This window comes from Pedobacter vanadiisoli, from assembly GCF_042684385.1.
Taxonomy (GTDB): domain Bacteria; phylum Bacteroidota; class Bacteroidia; order Sphingobacteriales; family Sphingobacteriaceae; genus Pedobacter; species Pedobacter vanadiisoli.
Window position 1 is genome coordinate 221348 of record NZ_JBHULL010000008.1, and the last position, 15941, is coordinate 237288.

Genomic DNA, 15941 nt, shown 5'->3' on the forward strand with positions numbered 1-15941 from the left:
CCCTGACCATGAATTCTCTTCCATTTGCATACCTGATTCCAATTTTCCTGATTGCCCTTTATTTAATTCTGAAGAAAAAGAAAGTTGCGATAGAACCCTTAACCGACGTTGACAAAAAAATACTCGACGATTATGTGAGCTATTACCACAATCTTGATTCGACCGATAAAATTAGATTTGAAGAAAAGGTGGCCACATTTTTCAGTACGGTTAAAATCGAGCCGGTGGGTTTAGAAATGACCACTTTAGACGAATTGCTGATCGCCTCGAGTGCCGTTATCCCCATCTTTGGTTTTGACGATTGGCAATACAAAAACTTAACCAGCGTTTTGCTATATCCTGATACTTTTAACAAGGATTTTCAGTTCGAGGGTGGCGAAAGGAATATTATGGGGATGGTGGGTACCGGCTATATGAACGGACAGATGATTTTATCGCGTTCGGCACTGCGCCATGGTTTTTCGAAAAGTGCAGGCAAAGAAAATACGGCAATACACGAATTTGTACACCTTCTGGACAAATCTGATGGGGCAACAGATGGTATTCCAGAGAATTTACTGGCACATGAATATACTTTGCCATGGATTAAAATGATGCATGAGGAAATGGAAAAAATTGAGGATAACAAGTCAGATATCAATCCTTATGCCCTCACCAATCAGGCCGAATTTTTTGCTGTGGTTTCTGAATATTTCTTTGAAAAACCTGAGCTGTTAAAAGATAAACACCCTGAGTTGTATTTTCAGTTAAGCCGCATTTTTGCCCAGCAACCTGCCGGATAACTTTTATTAAAAAGAAGATGAAAATAATAATTACTTTGCTTTGCAGTTTGCTAACAATTAGTGCATGGGGACAAAAAACATACTTGCTTAGGCAAAATTATCCAACAGGCAATAGGTATAATTTCTCATTTATTTCAGATCAGCTGATCAACCAGAAAATTAGCGGAAAGAGTATTAACTCAACGCAAACTATAGAAACCGATTACACTTTTGATATCGCCGAAGGGCGCAATGGCGATAAAGATATAAAGGTAACCTACAACAGATCGTTTATGAAATCGACTGCAATGGGGAATGCCCTGACACTTAGTTCAGATGACCAGGATAGTACCAAAAAGAACCCTCTTCGCAGTATAAAAGGGGCTTCTTTTTATATGACGGTAACCCCAAACGGAGGGATTAAAACTGTTGCTGGTATTGATAAAATGCTCGATAATATGTCAGCAAGGATGAGTAAAGATACCAGTCAGGTTAAACAGATTAAAAATGCCCTAAGTAAACAATTTAGCAACGAGGTGGTGAAGCAAACCATGGAGTCGTCATTTAAAATTTACCCTGATAAAGCCGTTAAAATAGGCGATAGCTGGTCTGTTGATACCAAAATGCAAATGAGCATGCCCATTGAAACGATTACGCAATACACTTTAAAAGAAGTAAAAGATAACGTTGCCATATTGGGAGTAAAAGGTACTTTGATCTCAAAAGGGGATTTTCAAGTAATGGGCAATAAAATGGAAACTGATTTAAAAGGGACCAACTCAGGCGAAACATCAATTGATATTAAAACCGGAGTTGTATTAAACAGCCACCTCCGCATAGAACTCTATGGTAAAATGAAATCGATGGGGCAGGACATTGATTTTGAAATGCAGGGTATTAATAAAATTATAGGAAAAGAGGTTAATTAAGTTTAGCGTTGTCGTCATTCCCAACTTGATTGGGAATCTTAATGCTTTATAACGGTGCTTATCATAAGCTTTAGGATTCACGCATGCGCGAGAATGACGATCGCTCAAAAATACTTATATTACAAACTACCAGTTAATGCCACCAAAAATTCAGTCGGGATTTCGATGTGCGGAATGTGGCCACAGGCATCAAATTCGATAATTTTTGCGCCTATAATTTTTGCGGCCGTTTGCTTGCCTAAAAGTTTGTATTGGCCGTGTAATGCCTGCTGATCTGGCGTAAGCAATCCTTTGCCCACAATGGTTTTGTCTTCCTTACCGATGAATAAAACAGTAGGGACCTTTAAATTTTGAAATTCGTATAACACAGGCTGTTCATAAATCATGGTGTAGGTTAATGCTGCTACTTTAGCCCAGCGCGGATAATCAGCACTATTGGTTACACCCCCAGCTATATCAACCAGGTATTCATATTCGGGTTTCCAATGGGTAAAATAAGAACCCTGATAATATTTTCTAACGCTTTCTGCGGTGGTTTTAAGTTCGGTTTTGTATTGTTGCGCGGTATTAATGTAAGGAATAAATGTTTTGTAATCTTCTAAGCCGATTGGATTTTCGAGCAAGAGTTTTTCGGTTGTTTCAGGATACATTAGAGCAAAGCGTGTAGCCAGCATACCGCCCATGCTGTGGCCCAAAACCACGGCTTTCTGAACGCCAAGTGTATCTAAAAGCCTTTTGTTCCAGGTAGCCATTTGGTGGAAACTGTAATGGATAAATGCTTTTGATGATTTGCCAAAACCAATCTGGTCGGGGACAATAACGCGGTAGCCAATGTTGGTTAGGGCTTTAATAACATTTGTCCAATAGTAACCGCCAAAATTTTTTCCATGGAATAGAATTGCTGTTTTACCGTTTGCATTTGCAGTAGGTACAACATCCATATAGGCCATTTTAATGTCTTGTCCTTCAGTATTGATCGGGAAATATTTAACCGGATAAGGGTATTTTACATTATCTAGGGTAATGGATAGGGTATCTGTTTTTTGTGCTTTAAGCTGGCTAAGAACGAAGAAACAAAGGGTAAACAACAAGAAAAACTTCTTCATGAATCAGGTATTGATGTAAAAACTAAACTAATTGGCCCAAGTTATACTTTTGCCAATTAGCTAGCTTAAAAATCATGCCCTTTTTTACAAAATCAGAATAATCGATAAAGATCAGTATCGTTTGGATACTCTAAAATGTTATTTAATCAATTGCTTTAAATTAACAGTAGGTATCTGGATGCTTGTTTCGTCAGAAAGGTTTCCGCTTGCTTTGTTAATCTTAATGTGCTGAAAATTTACGTCATTTTTCCCCATGCTATTTAATGAAAGGGTTTCTATTGGGCTTATATTCTTATTTTCTTCATTTTTGAATTCTGCTTTTGCATCTTTCATTTTGAGGTCAACATTTAGTAGTGGCGTGTTATTTACAGTTAAATACCCCGCATTGATATCGGCATGCAAGTTTTCAATTTTTGCATCTTCAATCGTAATCCCAGGTATCACCACATCTTTTTCTTGGTATATAGGCTTCTTGATTAGGTGCAGATTTTTAATTTTCATATCCTCACCAAATCTGAAGTTTACACCTTTGGTGATTTCTAGATTTAAACTATCCGTATTTACGGCTAAACCATCTACAGATACATTGTTAAAGGTAATTCCTTTTAAGTTTGGCGAAAAAATCAACAATGTTCCATGCTGGTAATTACGTTCTTCTTTTAAAGAGATATTTAGTTTACCATCCTTATCTACCTTGTATTCGATATAAGGTGCAAGATCATTAGTTGCTTTAAACAAAAACTGATCGTTGGAAATTATTTTAACATTTAGGAAAGATGATTCTGAGCCGTTAATTACCACATGTTGAAATGCCTGAACAGGATAATTTGTGATAAACCGCTCTACATCACTATTTGCAGTTTCGGCTCCCGATAACATTTTATCATAGGTTTTATTATCGATCCGGTTTGCTTTGGCAATCAAGATCATGATTGTTAATGGAATAATAAGCAGGGTAATTGCCAGCCCTGTTAATAATTTATTGCTTGTTTTCATTTTTTTAGGCGTTAAAGTTTTGTGATACAAAAGTTTGATAGCGGGATTTTAGCTCATCGAAATCAATTTCCAGGAGGTAAAGGTTTCTAAATAGGTTTGGTAGTTCGTCTTCGATAAAACTAGTTTTCCGATATTGTTTTACCTGATCGATGGTATCATCTGTCAGAAAAAAACCGATTCCCCTTTTGTTGCTAAGGATGTTCTTGCCTTGTAGTAACTCATATGTGCGCATTACTGTATTAGGGTTTACTTCCATGTCTATTGCCATTTCCCTTACCGATGGAATTTTTTCGTCGGCTTTCCATTTACCCAATAATATCTGCTCGCAAACGTATTCAGCTATTTGTAGGTAAATGGCCTTGTTATTGTTAAATTCCATTTTAAGCCTCCTTTTCTTTTAAACGTATAAATGAGATAAACCAGAATGCCAATGTTAATAATATGCCAACTAAACTCATTATGAAAAAGATATTACTCTCGTCTTGCCAGTAGTGGTTTCCAACCCAAACGGTATTGTTGGTTAGTTTTTGCAGTATAAAAATTGTTGAAGTAACCCAAAGCACCCCAAATACCATTATAGAAATTGCTGTTTTAATGTAGTGGAAGTTTTGGAAAAATATAGAGCCCAATAGGAAAATACTATTGATCAATAACGGCACATAATAAAACTGGTAAAAGTCTTTAACGGTTCCGGTTGAGAAAAAATAAGTTAAATAATCTATAATTACCTTTTTGCCTTGATAATCGGTATAACTTCCTGTTAAAGTATGTGTTGCCCTAACAGAAGAAATAAAGGAAAGATCGATTAAGTAAAAGCATAATAAGTAACTGGGTATTCCAATGATTAAGGTGTAGAATATAGCGCATAAAAATTTTTCAATGTTCGATGCAGGTACTAAAATGTTAATGATAGCTTTAGGTTTTTGTCCTAAGTGCATGAAATAACTGCTCGCTATAATGCTTACAAATAAAAAGCCCGTAATCAGAAATAGAGGAAATCTAAAGTTTAATGTGTTAGATGAAAGGTATTTTAAATTATTATCTGTTAAGCTTATGCTATAAAATAAGGCCAGAACGCCAATTAATACACCAAAACTGATTAAATAAATTTTCCCAAAATCTAACCATTGTCTTTTCAGCAATAAGCCAAATCGATTAATATTAAATGTGTTGTTCATCGCTTAACTGAATAAAGGTTTAAATTTGATTTTTTCTGAAAGTATGGCATTGAAAAGGAGTTCCATATCTAATTTGCTTTCTTCCTGGTGGTAGTTCGGCATTACAGCGTTATAACCAGAGAGGGATGGCTCAGCATAAATAATGCTGTCATCAATTTCTTTTACTTTTTTAAAGGTTAATTTTGCGGTAATTTCTTCTACAGTAGCTTTAAGAGCAATATCGTTTTCATCAAGCATAATCACCGTGTCGATCAGGTTATCCAGGTCTCTTACCTGGTGGGTAGAAATGATAATGCAACGCTCATCCGTCATAGCAGAAGCCATAATTTTCCTGAATTGTGCCTTCGATGGGATGTCTAAACCATTGGTAGGCTCATCCATAATCACCAGCTTTGCCTGGGTAGCCAGACCGAAGGCGATAATTACTTTTTTCTTCTGCCCGTAACTCATGTTGATGAGTTTCTGTTCAACCGGAATATCAAATTCTTTGATCAGATCAGCGAAATAATTGTAATCGAAATTTTTATAGAATGGGGCATTGGCCTTTATATACGCATCAATTTTTACCGACGGCAAATAAAATTCTTCCGGAATAAAACAGATCTGTTCTAAAAGTGCAGGCTGTCTTTTTGCAGGATCATAGCCCATTACATCCAATGTACCGCTCTGCGCATACACCAAACCGGCGAGGTTTTTTAATAAAGTTGATTTGCCGGCTCCATTTTTACCGAGCAAACCATAAATATGGCCGTTGCTTAACTGCATGCTCATATTTTTAAATAATGGCTTATGCTTACTGTAGCCAAAATTAAGATTGTTAATGTTGATCATATCTACTGTATTAGTTAAATAATACACTAAAGTATGATCTTGTCTGGTTATCTCCAAATTTTTAAATAAAAAAAATCGAGATTAGCGTTTAGCACGCTGCGATTGCCGTTTTATTGCACGCCAGACACCTAACGCACCCTCGTTCTCTGCTCTTTCTCCTTAGCCATTGAAAGGTAAAATATCAGTTTAATAATTGTTGCATTAAAACATCCTTACTATGGAGATTGTATTTTTGTAGTAAATCGATAGAATATGGATACAAAATGGGCATATCTGCTTAGTCGCTTAGCAATTGGTTTAAGTTTTTTCGGGCATGGCTTGGTGCGTCTGCCAAAACTTGCCGGTTTTAGTAGTTGGATGGTTGGGCAGTTTTCGAAATCATTTTTGCCTGATGCATTAATTATTCCCTTTAGTTATATTTTACCGTTTGCCGAATTTATAGCGGGTTTAATGATCATATTGGGCTTATTTACCAGGCAAGGTTTATTATTTGCCGGAGTGATTTCGTTAGCCCTGATTTTCGGAACAACGGTAATTGAAAATTGGGACGCATTGCCTTCTCAACTTATCCATGTCGCATTTTTATCGGTACTACTCGCTTACCTGCCGCATAACAGTTATGCGGTTGACAAAATCATTAAAAAATAATTATGGAATACAGAAAAATTGGAAATTCAGATTTAGCACTTTCGGTAATCACATTCGGCGCCTGGGCAGCCGGTGGCTGGATGTGGGGAAGCACAGATAGAAACGATGCAATTAACGCAATTAAAGCCGGTTACGATTTAGGGGTTACTTCGATTGATACCGCACCAATTTACGGTCAGGGAGATAGTGAAGAAATTGTAGGCGATGCAATAAAAGGCATCTCACGCGATAAATTACAACTGGTAACCAAATTCGGGATGCGCTGGGACCTGGCCAAGGGCGATTTTGGCTTTAAGAGCAAAAACAACGAGGGGAAAGAGATCGATATTTATAAATATGCCGGAAAAGAAAGCGTGATTTATGAATGTGAGCAATCTTTAAAACGCCTGGGTACCGATTACATAGACCTTTACCAGATCCATTGGCCGGATACAACAACACCGATAAGCGAAACTTTCGAAGCCGTAAGCAGGTTAATTGAACAGGGTAAAGTACGTTATGCCGGGGTATGTAATTATGATGTGGCACAATTAAAAGAAGCAGATCAGACTTTAGAAATTATTTCTAACCAGATTCCATTTAGCATGGTAAACCGCGGTGTTGAAGAGGAAATAGTTCCCTATTGCATCGAAAAAAATAAATCGGTTTTAGCTTATAGTCCAATGGAGCGTGGTTTATTAACCGGTAAAATGACAGCCGATTATAAATTTGAAGAAGGTGATCACCGCCAGGGGAATAAATTTTTCTCACCAGAAAGCATCGAAAAAACAAATGCATTTCTGGCTAAAATAAAACCATTGGCCGACGAGAAAAATGCCACCTTATCTCAATTGGTATTGCGTTGGACAGTTGAACGCCCGGGCATAACCATTGCTTTGGTTGGTGCAAGAAATGAAAAACAGGCTTTACAGAATGCAGCCGCAATAAATGTAAAATTAAGTGCCGAAGAAATTCAGCTAATCAATACCGAATTACAGCACGCTGGTTTTTAATGGTAATATAACCACAGATTACACGTCAGTGTGCTCTGTGTATTCTCTTTGCCTTCAGTGGTTAAAATATTAAAAAGATATGTCTAAATTATTTTCTCCTTTTACCATAAAGGATGTAACCTTAAAAAATAGAATTGTGATTTCGCCGATGTGCCAGTATTCGGCTGTTGATGGCTTTGCCAACGATTGGCATTTGGTGCATTTAGGCAGTCGCGCAGTTGGCGGTGCAGGTTTAATTATCCAGGAAGCTTCTGCAGTTACTGCTGATGGCAGAATTACTTATGCCGATTTGGGCATCTGGAAAGATGAACATGTAGAAAAACTGAAACAGATCGTTTCCTTTATCCATAATAACGGTGCTGTTGCAGGCATCCAATTGGCACATGCAGGCAGAAAGGCCAGCTGCGAAGTGCCTTGGGATGGTGGCGGGCAGATTGTTGAAGGTGAAAATAGCTGGAAACCCGTTGCACCATCGGCAATTCCTTTTAAACCAGGACAGGTGGAGCCACACGAATTAACGATTTCGGAAATTCAGGATATTGTTTTTGCGTTCAGGGCAGCGGCAAAACGGGCACTCGATGCAGGTTACAAAGTAGTAGAAATACATGCTGCGCATGGTTATTTACTCCATCAGTTTTTTAGTCCGTTGAGCAATAAACGTGCAGATATTTATGGTGGAAGTTTTGAAAACCGGATCCGTTTAGTAATTGATGTGGTAGAAGCGGTACAATCGGTGTGGCCTGAAAATCTGCCGTTATTCGTTCGTATTTCTGCAACAGACTGGACAGAAGGCGGTTGGAACGAAAATGATTCGTTACAATTGGTGGCCGTGTTAAAAGATCGAGGAGTAGATTTAATTGATACTTCATCAGGAGGAAATGTACCTGATGCTTTCATCCCGGCCGGACCAAACTACCAGGTGCCTTTCGCCGATAAAATCAGGAATGAAATTGGCATTTATACAGGTGCAGTAGGTGTGATTGTTGAAGCAGAACAGGCAGAAGAAATTTTAGAACAAGGCAAAGCCGATTTAATTTTTATTGCGCGCGAATCGCTGCGCGATGCTTATTTCCCAACCCATGCGGCACAGGTTCTTGGCGATGATGTGGAATGGCCAAATCAATATGTAAGGGCTAAAAGATAGATATGTAATAAGTGTTCTTGCATTAATGACGATTATACAAAAAAGCGGAGTGATCTCATCGATCAGCTCCGCTTTTTTGTTCTGTAAATATGATCAGTGAATTTTATTTAACCACTGTAAAAGGAATATACAATCCGAAAGTGATGTTCCGGCCAGGGTTGTAAACGCCTAAACTCGGGTTCTCCTGGTCAAAACGGCCTGGTTTAAACCTGCTTAGGGCATCATAATATTTCTGGTTTAACAGGTTATTAGCAGATACCGATAATTTAACCGGTTGTTTGCCCAAATTAAACGTAGCACCTATTCCTGCGTTTAACAAAGTATAACCGCTGGTTGGTGTTTCAAAAACATCATCAACGCGGGTTTGTTTAAATGCCGAGTTGATACCTACAGAAAGATATGCATCATTTGTACCTTTAAGTTTAGGTTCAAAACGCAATTCATTTCTCAATGTTCCGGCAGGAATAAATGAAAGTGGCCTGTCTAAGGTAATGTTCTGTGCATGCACATACCCAAATGTATTTTCGAAGTGGATAAACGGAACCGGGTGGATGGTTAAGCTGGCCTCGGCACCGTAAAGGTTTGCATTTACCTGTCCGTAACGGAAAACGTCATAAAGGGTGCCGTCTGCTACCCTTTGTTCGCCATTATTCGATGCATAAATGTAATTGTGAATATAGTTGTTGTAAATGCTCGCACTGGCACTTACAATTTTGCCTTCATATTCTAAAGCAGCGTCAACCTGGTAACTGCGCTCAGGATTTAAAGCTGCATTACCGATCTCGTATCTAAATGTGCCTTCATGTACGCCGTTAGAGCCTAACTCTGCAGGGTTCGGTGCACGGAAAGCCGAACCTGCATTGGCTTTAAAGTTCAGCTCATCATTAAACTGATGCGTAAAACCTAAGGCACCGCTCACATTAGAAAACTGATTTTTAAATGGTGCAAATTGCTCTTCGTCATCTACAATTAATTGTTTTCCGTTGTTTTTCCTGAAGTCGTAACGCGCACCAATACTAAAAGTACTGTTTTCCCAATTTTTCTTTGCATAAGCAAAAGCACCTAAACCAAAGGTATCGTAAGCCGGGATTAAAAATTCTGTTCCTTTATTTTGGCTGTGTCCGTCATCAACACTTACACCAAAAACAGGCTGCCATCCGTTAGTTTCGTGGATATAATATTTCAGATCGGCATTGTATGTTTTAAGATCGAAAAACAAAGCTGGGGTTGGCTCGTCAAGCTCGCGACGTTGATTTTGCTGATAACCTAAATCAACCTTTAAATTGCCATTACCGATAATGAAATTGTTGTTCAGAGCAATTTTAAAGTGCCTGATGTCCTGGCGTGGAAATTCTAAAGTACGGTTTTTATAATCATCGTTGGTAAATGCACTACCGTCATCTTTAACAAAATTTCCATTCGCATCTAAATTTGGGTCATAAAAACCAATGTTGTTATGGAAATTAGAAACGTTTAAGTGTGTATAACCCCAGCTTTTATTTAAACCTATCATACCACTTAAATCGGTTTCGTTAAAACCCGAATTAGGGAAATACCCTGTTGGTGTTTTAAAAGAATAGGCATTTTTATAGGTGCCACGAGCCCTCCAAACAAAGCCGTTTTCGTTACCGTTTAACATTAATGAGTTAGCGGTAAGTCCGTTATTGGTTGAGTAATTGCTGATAAATTCACCTTTTACTTGTCCTTCAGGTGCGGTACTTGGCTCTAAAAGGTTAATAACACCACCAAGAGCGTCTGATCCATACATTAATGATGCTGCACCACGTAAAACCTCGATACGGTCTGACTTGAACTGATCGATTTCGATACCGTGTTCATCACCCCATTGCTGTCCCTGTTGTTTTACCCCATCATCTAAAGTTACAATCCTGTTATAACCCAAACCCCTGATTACAGGTTTAGAGATAGACGGACCCGTGGTGATCTGCGATACACCAGGCACTTTGCTCAACGCATCGATTAAATTGGTAGAAGGTTGCAAAAGCTGATCTTTACCCACTACCGCTGATGAGGCGCTGTTTCTTTTACTGGTACTACTGATTAAACTTCCGGTAATTACGATTTCCTTGGTTTCTATCGCAGTGGGCTGTAGAGAAAATGCCAATCCGTCTGCATTGGCAAGGTTTACCACTTGAGTAGCCGTTTTATAGCCTATATAGTGTACCTCAACCAGGTAACTTCCTTTTGAAGGAAGGTTATTCAATGTAAATTCTCCATCATTGTTAGTTACGGCCGAAACCTTTAAATCCGGAATAAAAATAGTTGCACCTGGCAACGTTTGTTTAGTGCTGGCATCGATAACCTTACCTTTTATATTTTTTAAAGCGGCAGCAAAAACAGTGCTGCTTAATAACGTATATAGCATTACCAAGCCGATAAGCTGTAATTTTTTCATGTGTTGTGTATAAATAAAAATGATCGAAAAGCTTATTGCATAGCTAATTAGAAGCTGTGAATAAGTTTCGTGTAATAAAATTGATTGAGCGCAGCTGCGCTTTCGGAGAAAAAATTAAGCTAAGGGGGGACCGCGTAAGCAGGTGCGCTTTATTTCGGTAAAGGCATTCTTTAATGTAGGTTCGGTACGGTTAAAGATTTTGGCTGATAAGAATATCCTGTAAATGTTGTGGGTTTGGACATAGTTTTTTTCAAAACTTGCATTACAGATTAAACAGGTTTCGCCATATGCCTGTACGTGGCTAACATGTTTACAGTTGACCTCTTTCTGCACAACAGGAAGAGGAGTGTGGTGGTGAAGAACACTCCATGGAGTTAAAGCAATAGCAAACACAATCAGCATAAATACTGATAAATATTTCTGAATATTTTGTCTATGCTTTTTCAACACGGCAAAAGTAGTAATTCCTAAGCAATTATATATATTTACAAAGTAACATTGTATTTATAGTGTTATTGACCCGGGTTTTAATAAATAGTTTAATTTGCTTAACAAAGGGATGACTTAACAAATTATTGATATGCCAATTGTAATAGGCTTTGTTATTGTTTAAGGAAAGAAAATCAACCAGTAAATGAAATTTATCCGAAAAAATATATTTAACGCTTTATTTGTCCTTTTCATATTGATAATTGTTTTTGTTCCTGATGCAAAAGCATTTTTTCTTAAGGGCTTAATGGAGATCGGTTTTTATAAACCCAATACTGAAACATCAGGAGAAAGTGTTGCAGGCCTTGACGGGATCCGGTTTAAAGATGTAAAAGGAAACCTTGTTGATCTTGGCGATTTAAAGGGCAAGGTTATTTTTCTCAACTTTTGGGCAACCTGGTGCCCGCCATGTAGGGCCGAAATGCCTTCTGTTAACAAGCTTTATAAGCAATTTAAAGACGATACTGATATTGTATTCATTTTTGCTGATGCTGACGGTGATTTTGCCAAATCGGGCAAATTTATGTCCGACCGTAAATATGAAATGCCCATCTACAAAGTAGAAAGCGATATTCCGGAAAAAGTATTTGCCGGTGCTCTGCCTACAACGGTCATTTTTGATAAGCAGGGCAGGTTATCTTTCAAACATGAAGGTGTAGCAAATTATGCCGATAAAAAGGTCATTGATTTCATCCGTAAACTAAAAAATAGTCGATAGCTCCTGCCAATCTGAAACTTTTCTAAAATACTCGATCAGATTTGATGAAGGAATGACTTTTGTTTTGCTATATATGTAGTTAACTACATATATTTGTTTTTATAATCATTGTCAATGCAAAACGAATTTAAAATTGAACGGTTGGATAATCAATTCTGCGAAGCGATTATCGGGTTGATTTTGCCCATACAGCAAATAGAGTTTAATGTAGATATCGATCTGGCTGCACAACCCGATCTGCTGGATATTGAAAAACATTACGATGGAACAGGAGGTGCATTCTGGGGTGCCAAACTAAACGGTGAGCTTATTGGCACCATTGCTCTGATTGCACAGGCAGAACACCATGCCGGAGCCATCAGAAAGATGTTTGTTAAAAAAGAATTCAGGGGGAAAGACCTGGGTATAGCACAGGCTCTGTTAAAAACCCTTATAGCATATTGCAGGGATAATAACCTGAATAAGGTATATTTGGGTACCAAAGATATATTGCAGGCGGCTTGTCGATTTTACGAACGCAATGGATTTAAACAGGTTAGGATGGAAGATCTTCCGGTTTATTTTCCCCGCATGGCTGTAGACAATGTGTTTTATGGTTTGGATTTAAAACCTGTTTAATGGAACAAAATGTAATTGATGCTTCTGGCTTACTGGCCATTTCTACGCGTTTACAAAGGCTCAGCGACCAGATCCGCAAGGATGGCCTATTGATTTACAAAGCCTTCGGCATCGATTTTCAGCCCAAATGGTTTCCTGTGTTGTATACTTTATATAAAAAATCGACCATGAGCGTGGTTTCCCTTTCTGATGAGATCGGTTATGCGCACCCTTCTACCATCAGTTTGCTAAAAGAACTGGAAAAAGAGAAACTTATCCGCTCTAAGAAAGATAAAATCGATACCCGGAAACGCCTGGTAGAGCTTACTGAAAAGGGCAAAACGCTGTTATCAACCATGGAGCCGGTTTGGCAGGTGATTGTTAAGGCCACTGAAGAGATTACAAATACAGAAAATAACCTGATGAAAGCCATAAATGAGGTAGAAGCTGCACTGCAAGAGAAAAGTTTTTTGCAAAGGGCCGAAGCTTATATGAATAAATGATTGTGCCAGTGCCGGATGGAATGAGTGGATTTTGAGTAAGGTTAACCGATCATTTTGCTATTTTTGCTGCCATGATTTCATTCTTTGAGGCTTCTCTTAAGCAACTTTCTATCCATCATACAGGCAATAAATTGCTTGAAGAGTATTATAAACTATCTGATGCACCTTTAAAAATAGACGATGAAATGTTGGGAAACCTGCTGTTGCAGTATTTCTTAAAACCTTTCGAAAAAGTTAATGAGGTATATCGTTTTTATCACCCTAACGATAATTTAGAATTGAACGAAGTATTCCATTTCGTTCATGAAATTTTCGAAAACAACGCGCTTTTTCACGAAGATTCACAACAACTGGCCAAACATTTATATGACGTAGCCAATCACCCTAAAATTAAATCCGGTGAGCTGTATGTTGCCTATTTCGAAAAGGTTCAGATAGAAGGCGAACAGTTGGATGTTGTTGGAATTTTTAAATCCGAAACTAAAGATACCTACTTAAAAGTGTATCCCGAACAGGATGGCTTTAATGTCAGTTATGAACAAGAGGCCATCAGCATTAATAAACTGGATAAAGGCTGCCTGATTTTTAATGTAGAAAGAGAAGAAGGCTATAAAGTGGTGGTACTGGATCAGGCAAAAAGCAACAATGACTCTGCCGTTTATTGGAAAGATGAGTTCTTAAAACTGAAAATCAGAAACGATAGTTATAACCAGACCAATAACGTACTGGGGGTTTATAAAAACTTCGTCACACAGAAACTCGATGATGAGTACGAAATCAGCAAAGCAGACAAGATTGATCTGTTAAACCGTTCGATGAAGTATTTTAAAGAGAAGGAAACCTTTGATATTGAAGAATTCGGGAATGAAGTGATTGGTAATGCCGAAGGGATCGAATCGTTTAAAAACTATAAGAAAAACTACGAAGAGGAATTCGAGAGCCCTATTGCCGATCATTTTGAGATTGCTGAGTCGGCCGTTAAAAAACAGGCCCGAGCGTACAAAAGCGTGTTAAAACTGGATAAAAACTTTCACATTTATATCCATGGAAATAAGGATATGATAGAGAAAGGTTACGATGATGATAAATCGATGAACTTTTACAAGGTGTATTTTAGGGAAGAAGCGTAGGTTAGTCTTGAGTCAGTAGTCTTGAGTCAGTAGTCTTGAGTCGTAAGTCGACTATGGACTTAAGACTCAAGACTGTGGACTAAATGCGCTGCTGGGCTTTAAGGGCCAGGTATTGGTTAATCACATTTACCGTAAGCTTTTGTGGCGGTGTAAGAATAGCCAAAATGCCATGTGTATTCAATTCCTTAACCATCAGCTTTTTTTCGTAAATAAACTTCTCTGCAATGGTTTTATGGTAAATGCCTTCCACATCTTTAGCCGGATCGGTGCTTAAACCTTTGAGTTCGGTATTTTCGAAAAATACAACAAGCAATAAGTGGTATTTCGCAATTCTTTTTAAATACGGTAGCTGACGTTGCAGTGCCGATAAACTTTCGAAATTGGTAAAAAAAATCAAAAGCCCGCGTTGTTTTACTACCGAACGGACAGTAGCATAGAGGGCTTCAAGATTACTTTCCAGGTATCTTGTTTTCTCTTTATAAAGTACGTTCATGATGCTGCCCAGCTGTGAGGCTTTACGATCGGCAGGCACTATCGATCCGATCGTTTCAGACAGGGTAATTAAACCTGCTTTATCTTCTTTAAGCATGGCTACTTTGGCAAGGGCAACACTTGCATTGATGGCATAATCGAGCAGGCTTAAACCTTCAAAAGGCATGCGCATCACACGTGATTTATCAATGATGCAATAAATATTTTGCGATTTCTCATCTGTATAGGTGTTTACCATTAAGCCGCCTTTTCTGGCGGTTGCTTTCCAGTTGATTGTACGGATATCATCGCCACCTACGTAGTTTTTAATCTGGTCAAATTCACTGCTTTGTCCAAGCTTTCTGATTTTTTTTATGCCAAACTCAGTTAAATAACGCGAAGCGGCCATCAATTCATACTGGCCCAGATTGATAAATGAAGGATAAACAGGAAGAACTTTTGCACCATCGAAATTATAACGCCGGCTGATTAAACCCAATGGCGAACTGACATAAGTCCGGATAAATCCGAAATCATATTCACCACGTTTGGTTGGACGTAAATTATAATGGATGGATTTTATTTCTGCCGGTTTTAAATGGAGTTTAAAATCTTTATCGCGCAGCTGAAACTGAAAAGGTATTTCGTCAATTACCCTCACATTTACCCCAAAACCATAACGGTTTGCGATCTCAATCTGGATCGGGTTTTCATCACCGTTGCTCAAACGCTTTGCTGTAAATCTTTTTGCCTCAATCCAATTGCCATTCCGGTACAGGATAAAAAGATCAATAAAAAACAAAACCGCTATTGTTCCGGTTGCAATTTCAGGGATATCGCCCAGCCAGGCAAAAAAGAACTTAAGCAAAAAGAGCACAATACAGAAGCCTAAAGCCGTAAATAAACGGTCAGTTAGAAATAGATTGGTATAATATTGCTGAAAGAATTTTTTCAAAGCGGGTTAATCGGTTAATTATTTGAAATGGTTAACTGTTATGGCAATTGCTAATTTTTTTGATGGCTAAACCGATC

The 15941-nt window shown here is 38.2% G+C and carries 16 protein-coding genes; 9 read left to right on the forward strand and 7 right to left on the reverse strand.

The window, feature by feature from the left end:
• Positions 1 to 8: 8 nt before the first annotated feature.
• Complete coding sequence (locus ACFSR6_RS09570; protein ID WP_379078118.1) at positions 9 to 782, forward strand: M90 family metallopeptidase; 774 nt, start codon at positions 9 to 11, stop codon at positions 780 to 782.
• A 17-nt stretch (positions 783 to 799) separates the two neighbouring features.
• On the forward strand, positions 800 to 1690 hold the full coding sequence (locus tag ACFSR6_RS09575) for a DUF6263 family protein (RefSeq protein ID WP_379078119.1): 891 nt from the start codon (positions 800 to 802) through the stop codon (positions 1688 to 1690).
• Positions 1691 to 1809: 119 nt separating this feature from the next.
• On the opposite strand, the gene ACFSR6_RS09580 is transcribed toward ACFSR6_RS09575, so the two are convergent.
• The 5 genes from ACFSR6_RS09580 to ACFSR6_RS09600 all read right to left on the reverse strand — a co-directional run bounded on the left by ACFSR6_RS09580 (position 1810) and on the right by ACFSR6_RS09600 (position 5801).
• On the reverse strand, positions 1810 to 2796 hold the full coding sequence (locus ACFSR6_RS09580) for an alpha/beta fold hydrolase (RefSeq protein WP_379078121.1): 987 nt from the start codon (positions 2794 to 2796) through the stop codon (positions 1810 to 1812).
• A 138-nt stretch (positions 2797 to 2934) separates the two neighbouring features.
• Complete coding sequence (locus tag ACFSR6_RS09585; RefSeq protein ID WP_379078123.1) at positions 2935 to 3792, reverse strand: hypothetical protein; 858 nt, start codon at positions 3790 to 3792, stop codon at positions 2935 to 2937.
• A 4-nt stretch (positions 3793 to 3796) separates the two neighbouring features.
• Complete coding sequence (locus ACFSR6_RS09590) at positions 3797 to 4171, reverse strand: GntR family transcriptional regulator (protein WP_379078125.1); 375 nt, start codon at positions 4169 to 4171, stop codon at positions 3797 to 3799.
• A gap of 1 nt (position 4172) precedes the next feature.
• Positions 4173 to 4970 carry a hypothetical protein gene (locus ACFSR6_RS09595; protein WP_379078127.1) on the reverse strand — a complete coding sequence of 266 codons (798 nt, stop codon included), beginning with the start codon at positions 4968 to 4970 and terminating at the stop codon, positions 4173 to 4175.
• A 3-nt stretch (positions 4971 to 4973) separates the two neighbouring features.
• Complete coding sequence (locus tag ACFSR6_RS09600; RefSeq protein ID WP_379078129.1) at positions 4974 to 5801, reverse strand: ABC transporter ATP-binding protein; 828 nt, start codon at positions 5799 to 5801, stop codon at positions 4974 to 4976.
• A gap of 252 nt (positions 5802 to 6053) precedes the next feature.
• Between ACFSR6_RS09600 and ACFSR6_RS09605 the strand changes: the two genes are divergently transcribed.
• The 3 genes from ACFSR6_RS09605 to namA all read left to right on the forward strand — a co-directional run bounded on the left by ACFSR6_RS09605 (position 6054) and on the right by namA (position 8585).
• On the forward strand, positions 6054 to 6449 hold the full coding sequence (locus ACFSR6_RS09605) for a DoxX family protein (RefSeq protein ID WP_379078131.1): 396 nt from the start codon (positions 6054 to 6056) through the stop codon (positions 6447 to 6449).
• Positions 6450 to 6451: 2 nt separating this feature from the next.
• A complete protein-coding gene (locus ACFSR6_RS09610) occupies positions 6452 to 7441 on the forward strand; it encodes an aldo/keto reductase (protein WP_379078133.1) in 990 nt (329 codons plus the stop codon).
• Between the two features lie 79 nt (positions 7442 to 7520).
• A complete protein-coding gene (gene namA / locus ACFSR6_RS09615; protein ID WP_379078134.1) occupies positions 7521 to 8585 on the forward strand; it encodes an NADPH dehydrogenase NamA in 1065 nt (354 codons plus the stop codon).
• A 103-nt stretch (positions 8586 to 8688) separates the two neighbouring features.
• Here namA and ACFSR6_RS09620 read toward each other — a convergent pair whose 3' ends face one another.
• The gene (locus ACFSR6_RS09620; protein WP_379078136.1) at positions 8689 to 11001 is read right to left on the reverse strand and encodes a TonB-dependent receptor; all 2313 of its coding nucleotides are present in this window, start codon (positions 10999 to 11001) and stop codon (positions 8689 to 8691) included.
• 634 nt (positions 11002 to 11635) lie between these two features.
• On the opposite strand from ACFSR6_RS09620, the gene ACFSR6_RS09625 reads away from it, so the two are divergent.
• The 4 genes from ACFSR6_RS09625 to ACFSR6_RS09640 all read left to right on the forward strand — a co-directional run bounded on the left by ACFSR6_RS09625 (position 11636) and on the right by ACFSR6_RS09640 (position 14438).
• The gene (locus ACFSR6_RS09625; protein WP_379078138.1) at positions 11636 to 12208 is read left to right on the forward strand and encodes a TlpA family protein disulfide reductase; all 573 of its coding nucleotides are present in this window, start codon (positions 11636 to 11638) and stop codon (positions 12206 to 12208) included.
• A 114-nt stretch (positions 12209 to 12322) separates the two neighbouring features.
• Positions 12323 to 12826 (forward strand): GNAT family N-acetyltransferase, encoded by a 504-nt coding sequence (locus tag ACFSR6_RS09630; protein WP_379078140.1) that lies wholly within the window; start codon positions 12323 to 12325, stop codon positions 12824 to 12826.
• The gene (locus ACFSR6_RS09635) at positions 12826 to 13308 is read left to right on the forward strand and encodes a transcriptional regulator, SarA/Rot family (protein WP_379078142.1); all 483 of its coding nucleotides are present in this window, start codon (positions 12826 to 12828) and stop codon (positions 13306 to 13308) included. The genes ACFSR6_RS09630 and ACFSR6_RS09635 overlap by 1 nt, the downstream gene beginning before the upstream one ends.
• Positions 13309 to 13379: 71 nt before the next feature.
• Entirely contained in the window at positions 13380 to 14438 is a 1059-nt protein-coding gene (locus ACFSR6_RS09640; RefSeq protein WP_379078144.1) for a nucleoid-associated protein, read from the forward strand.
• Positions 14439 to 14517: 79 nt separating this feature from the next.
• Here ACFSR6_RS09640 and ACFSR6_RS09645 read toward each other — a convergent pair whose 3' ends face one another.
• Positions 14518 to 15864 carry a DUF58 domain-containing protein gene (locus tag ACFSR6_RS09645; RefSeq protein ID WP_379078146.1) on the reverse strand — a complete coding sequence of 449 codons (1347 nt, stop codon included), beginning with the start codon at positions 15862 to 15864 and terminating at the stop codon, positions 14518 to 14520.
• Positions 15865 to 15941 lie beyond the last annotated feature (77 nt).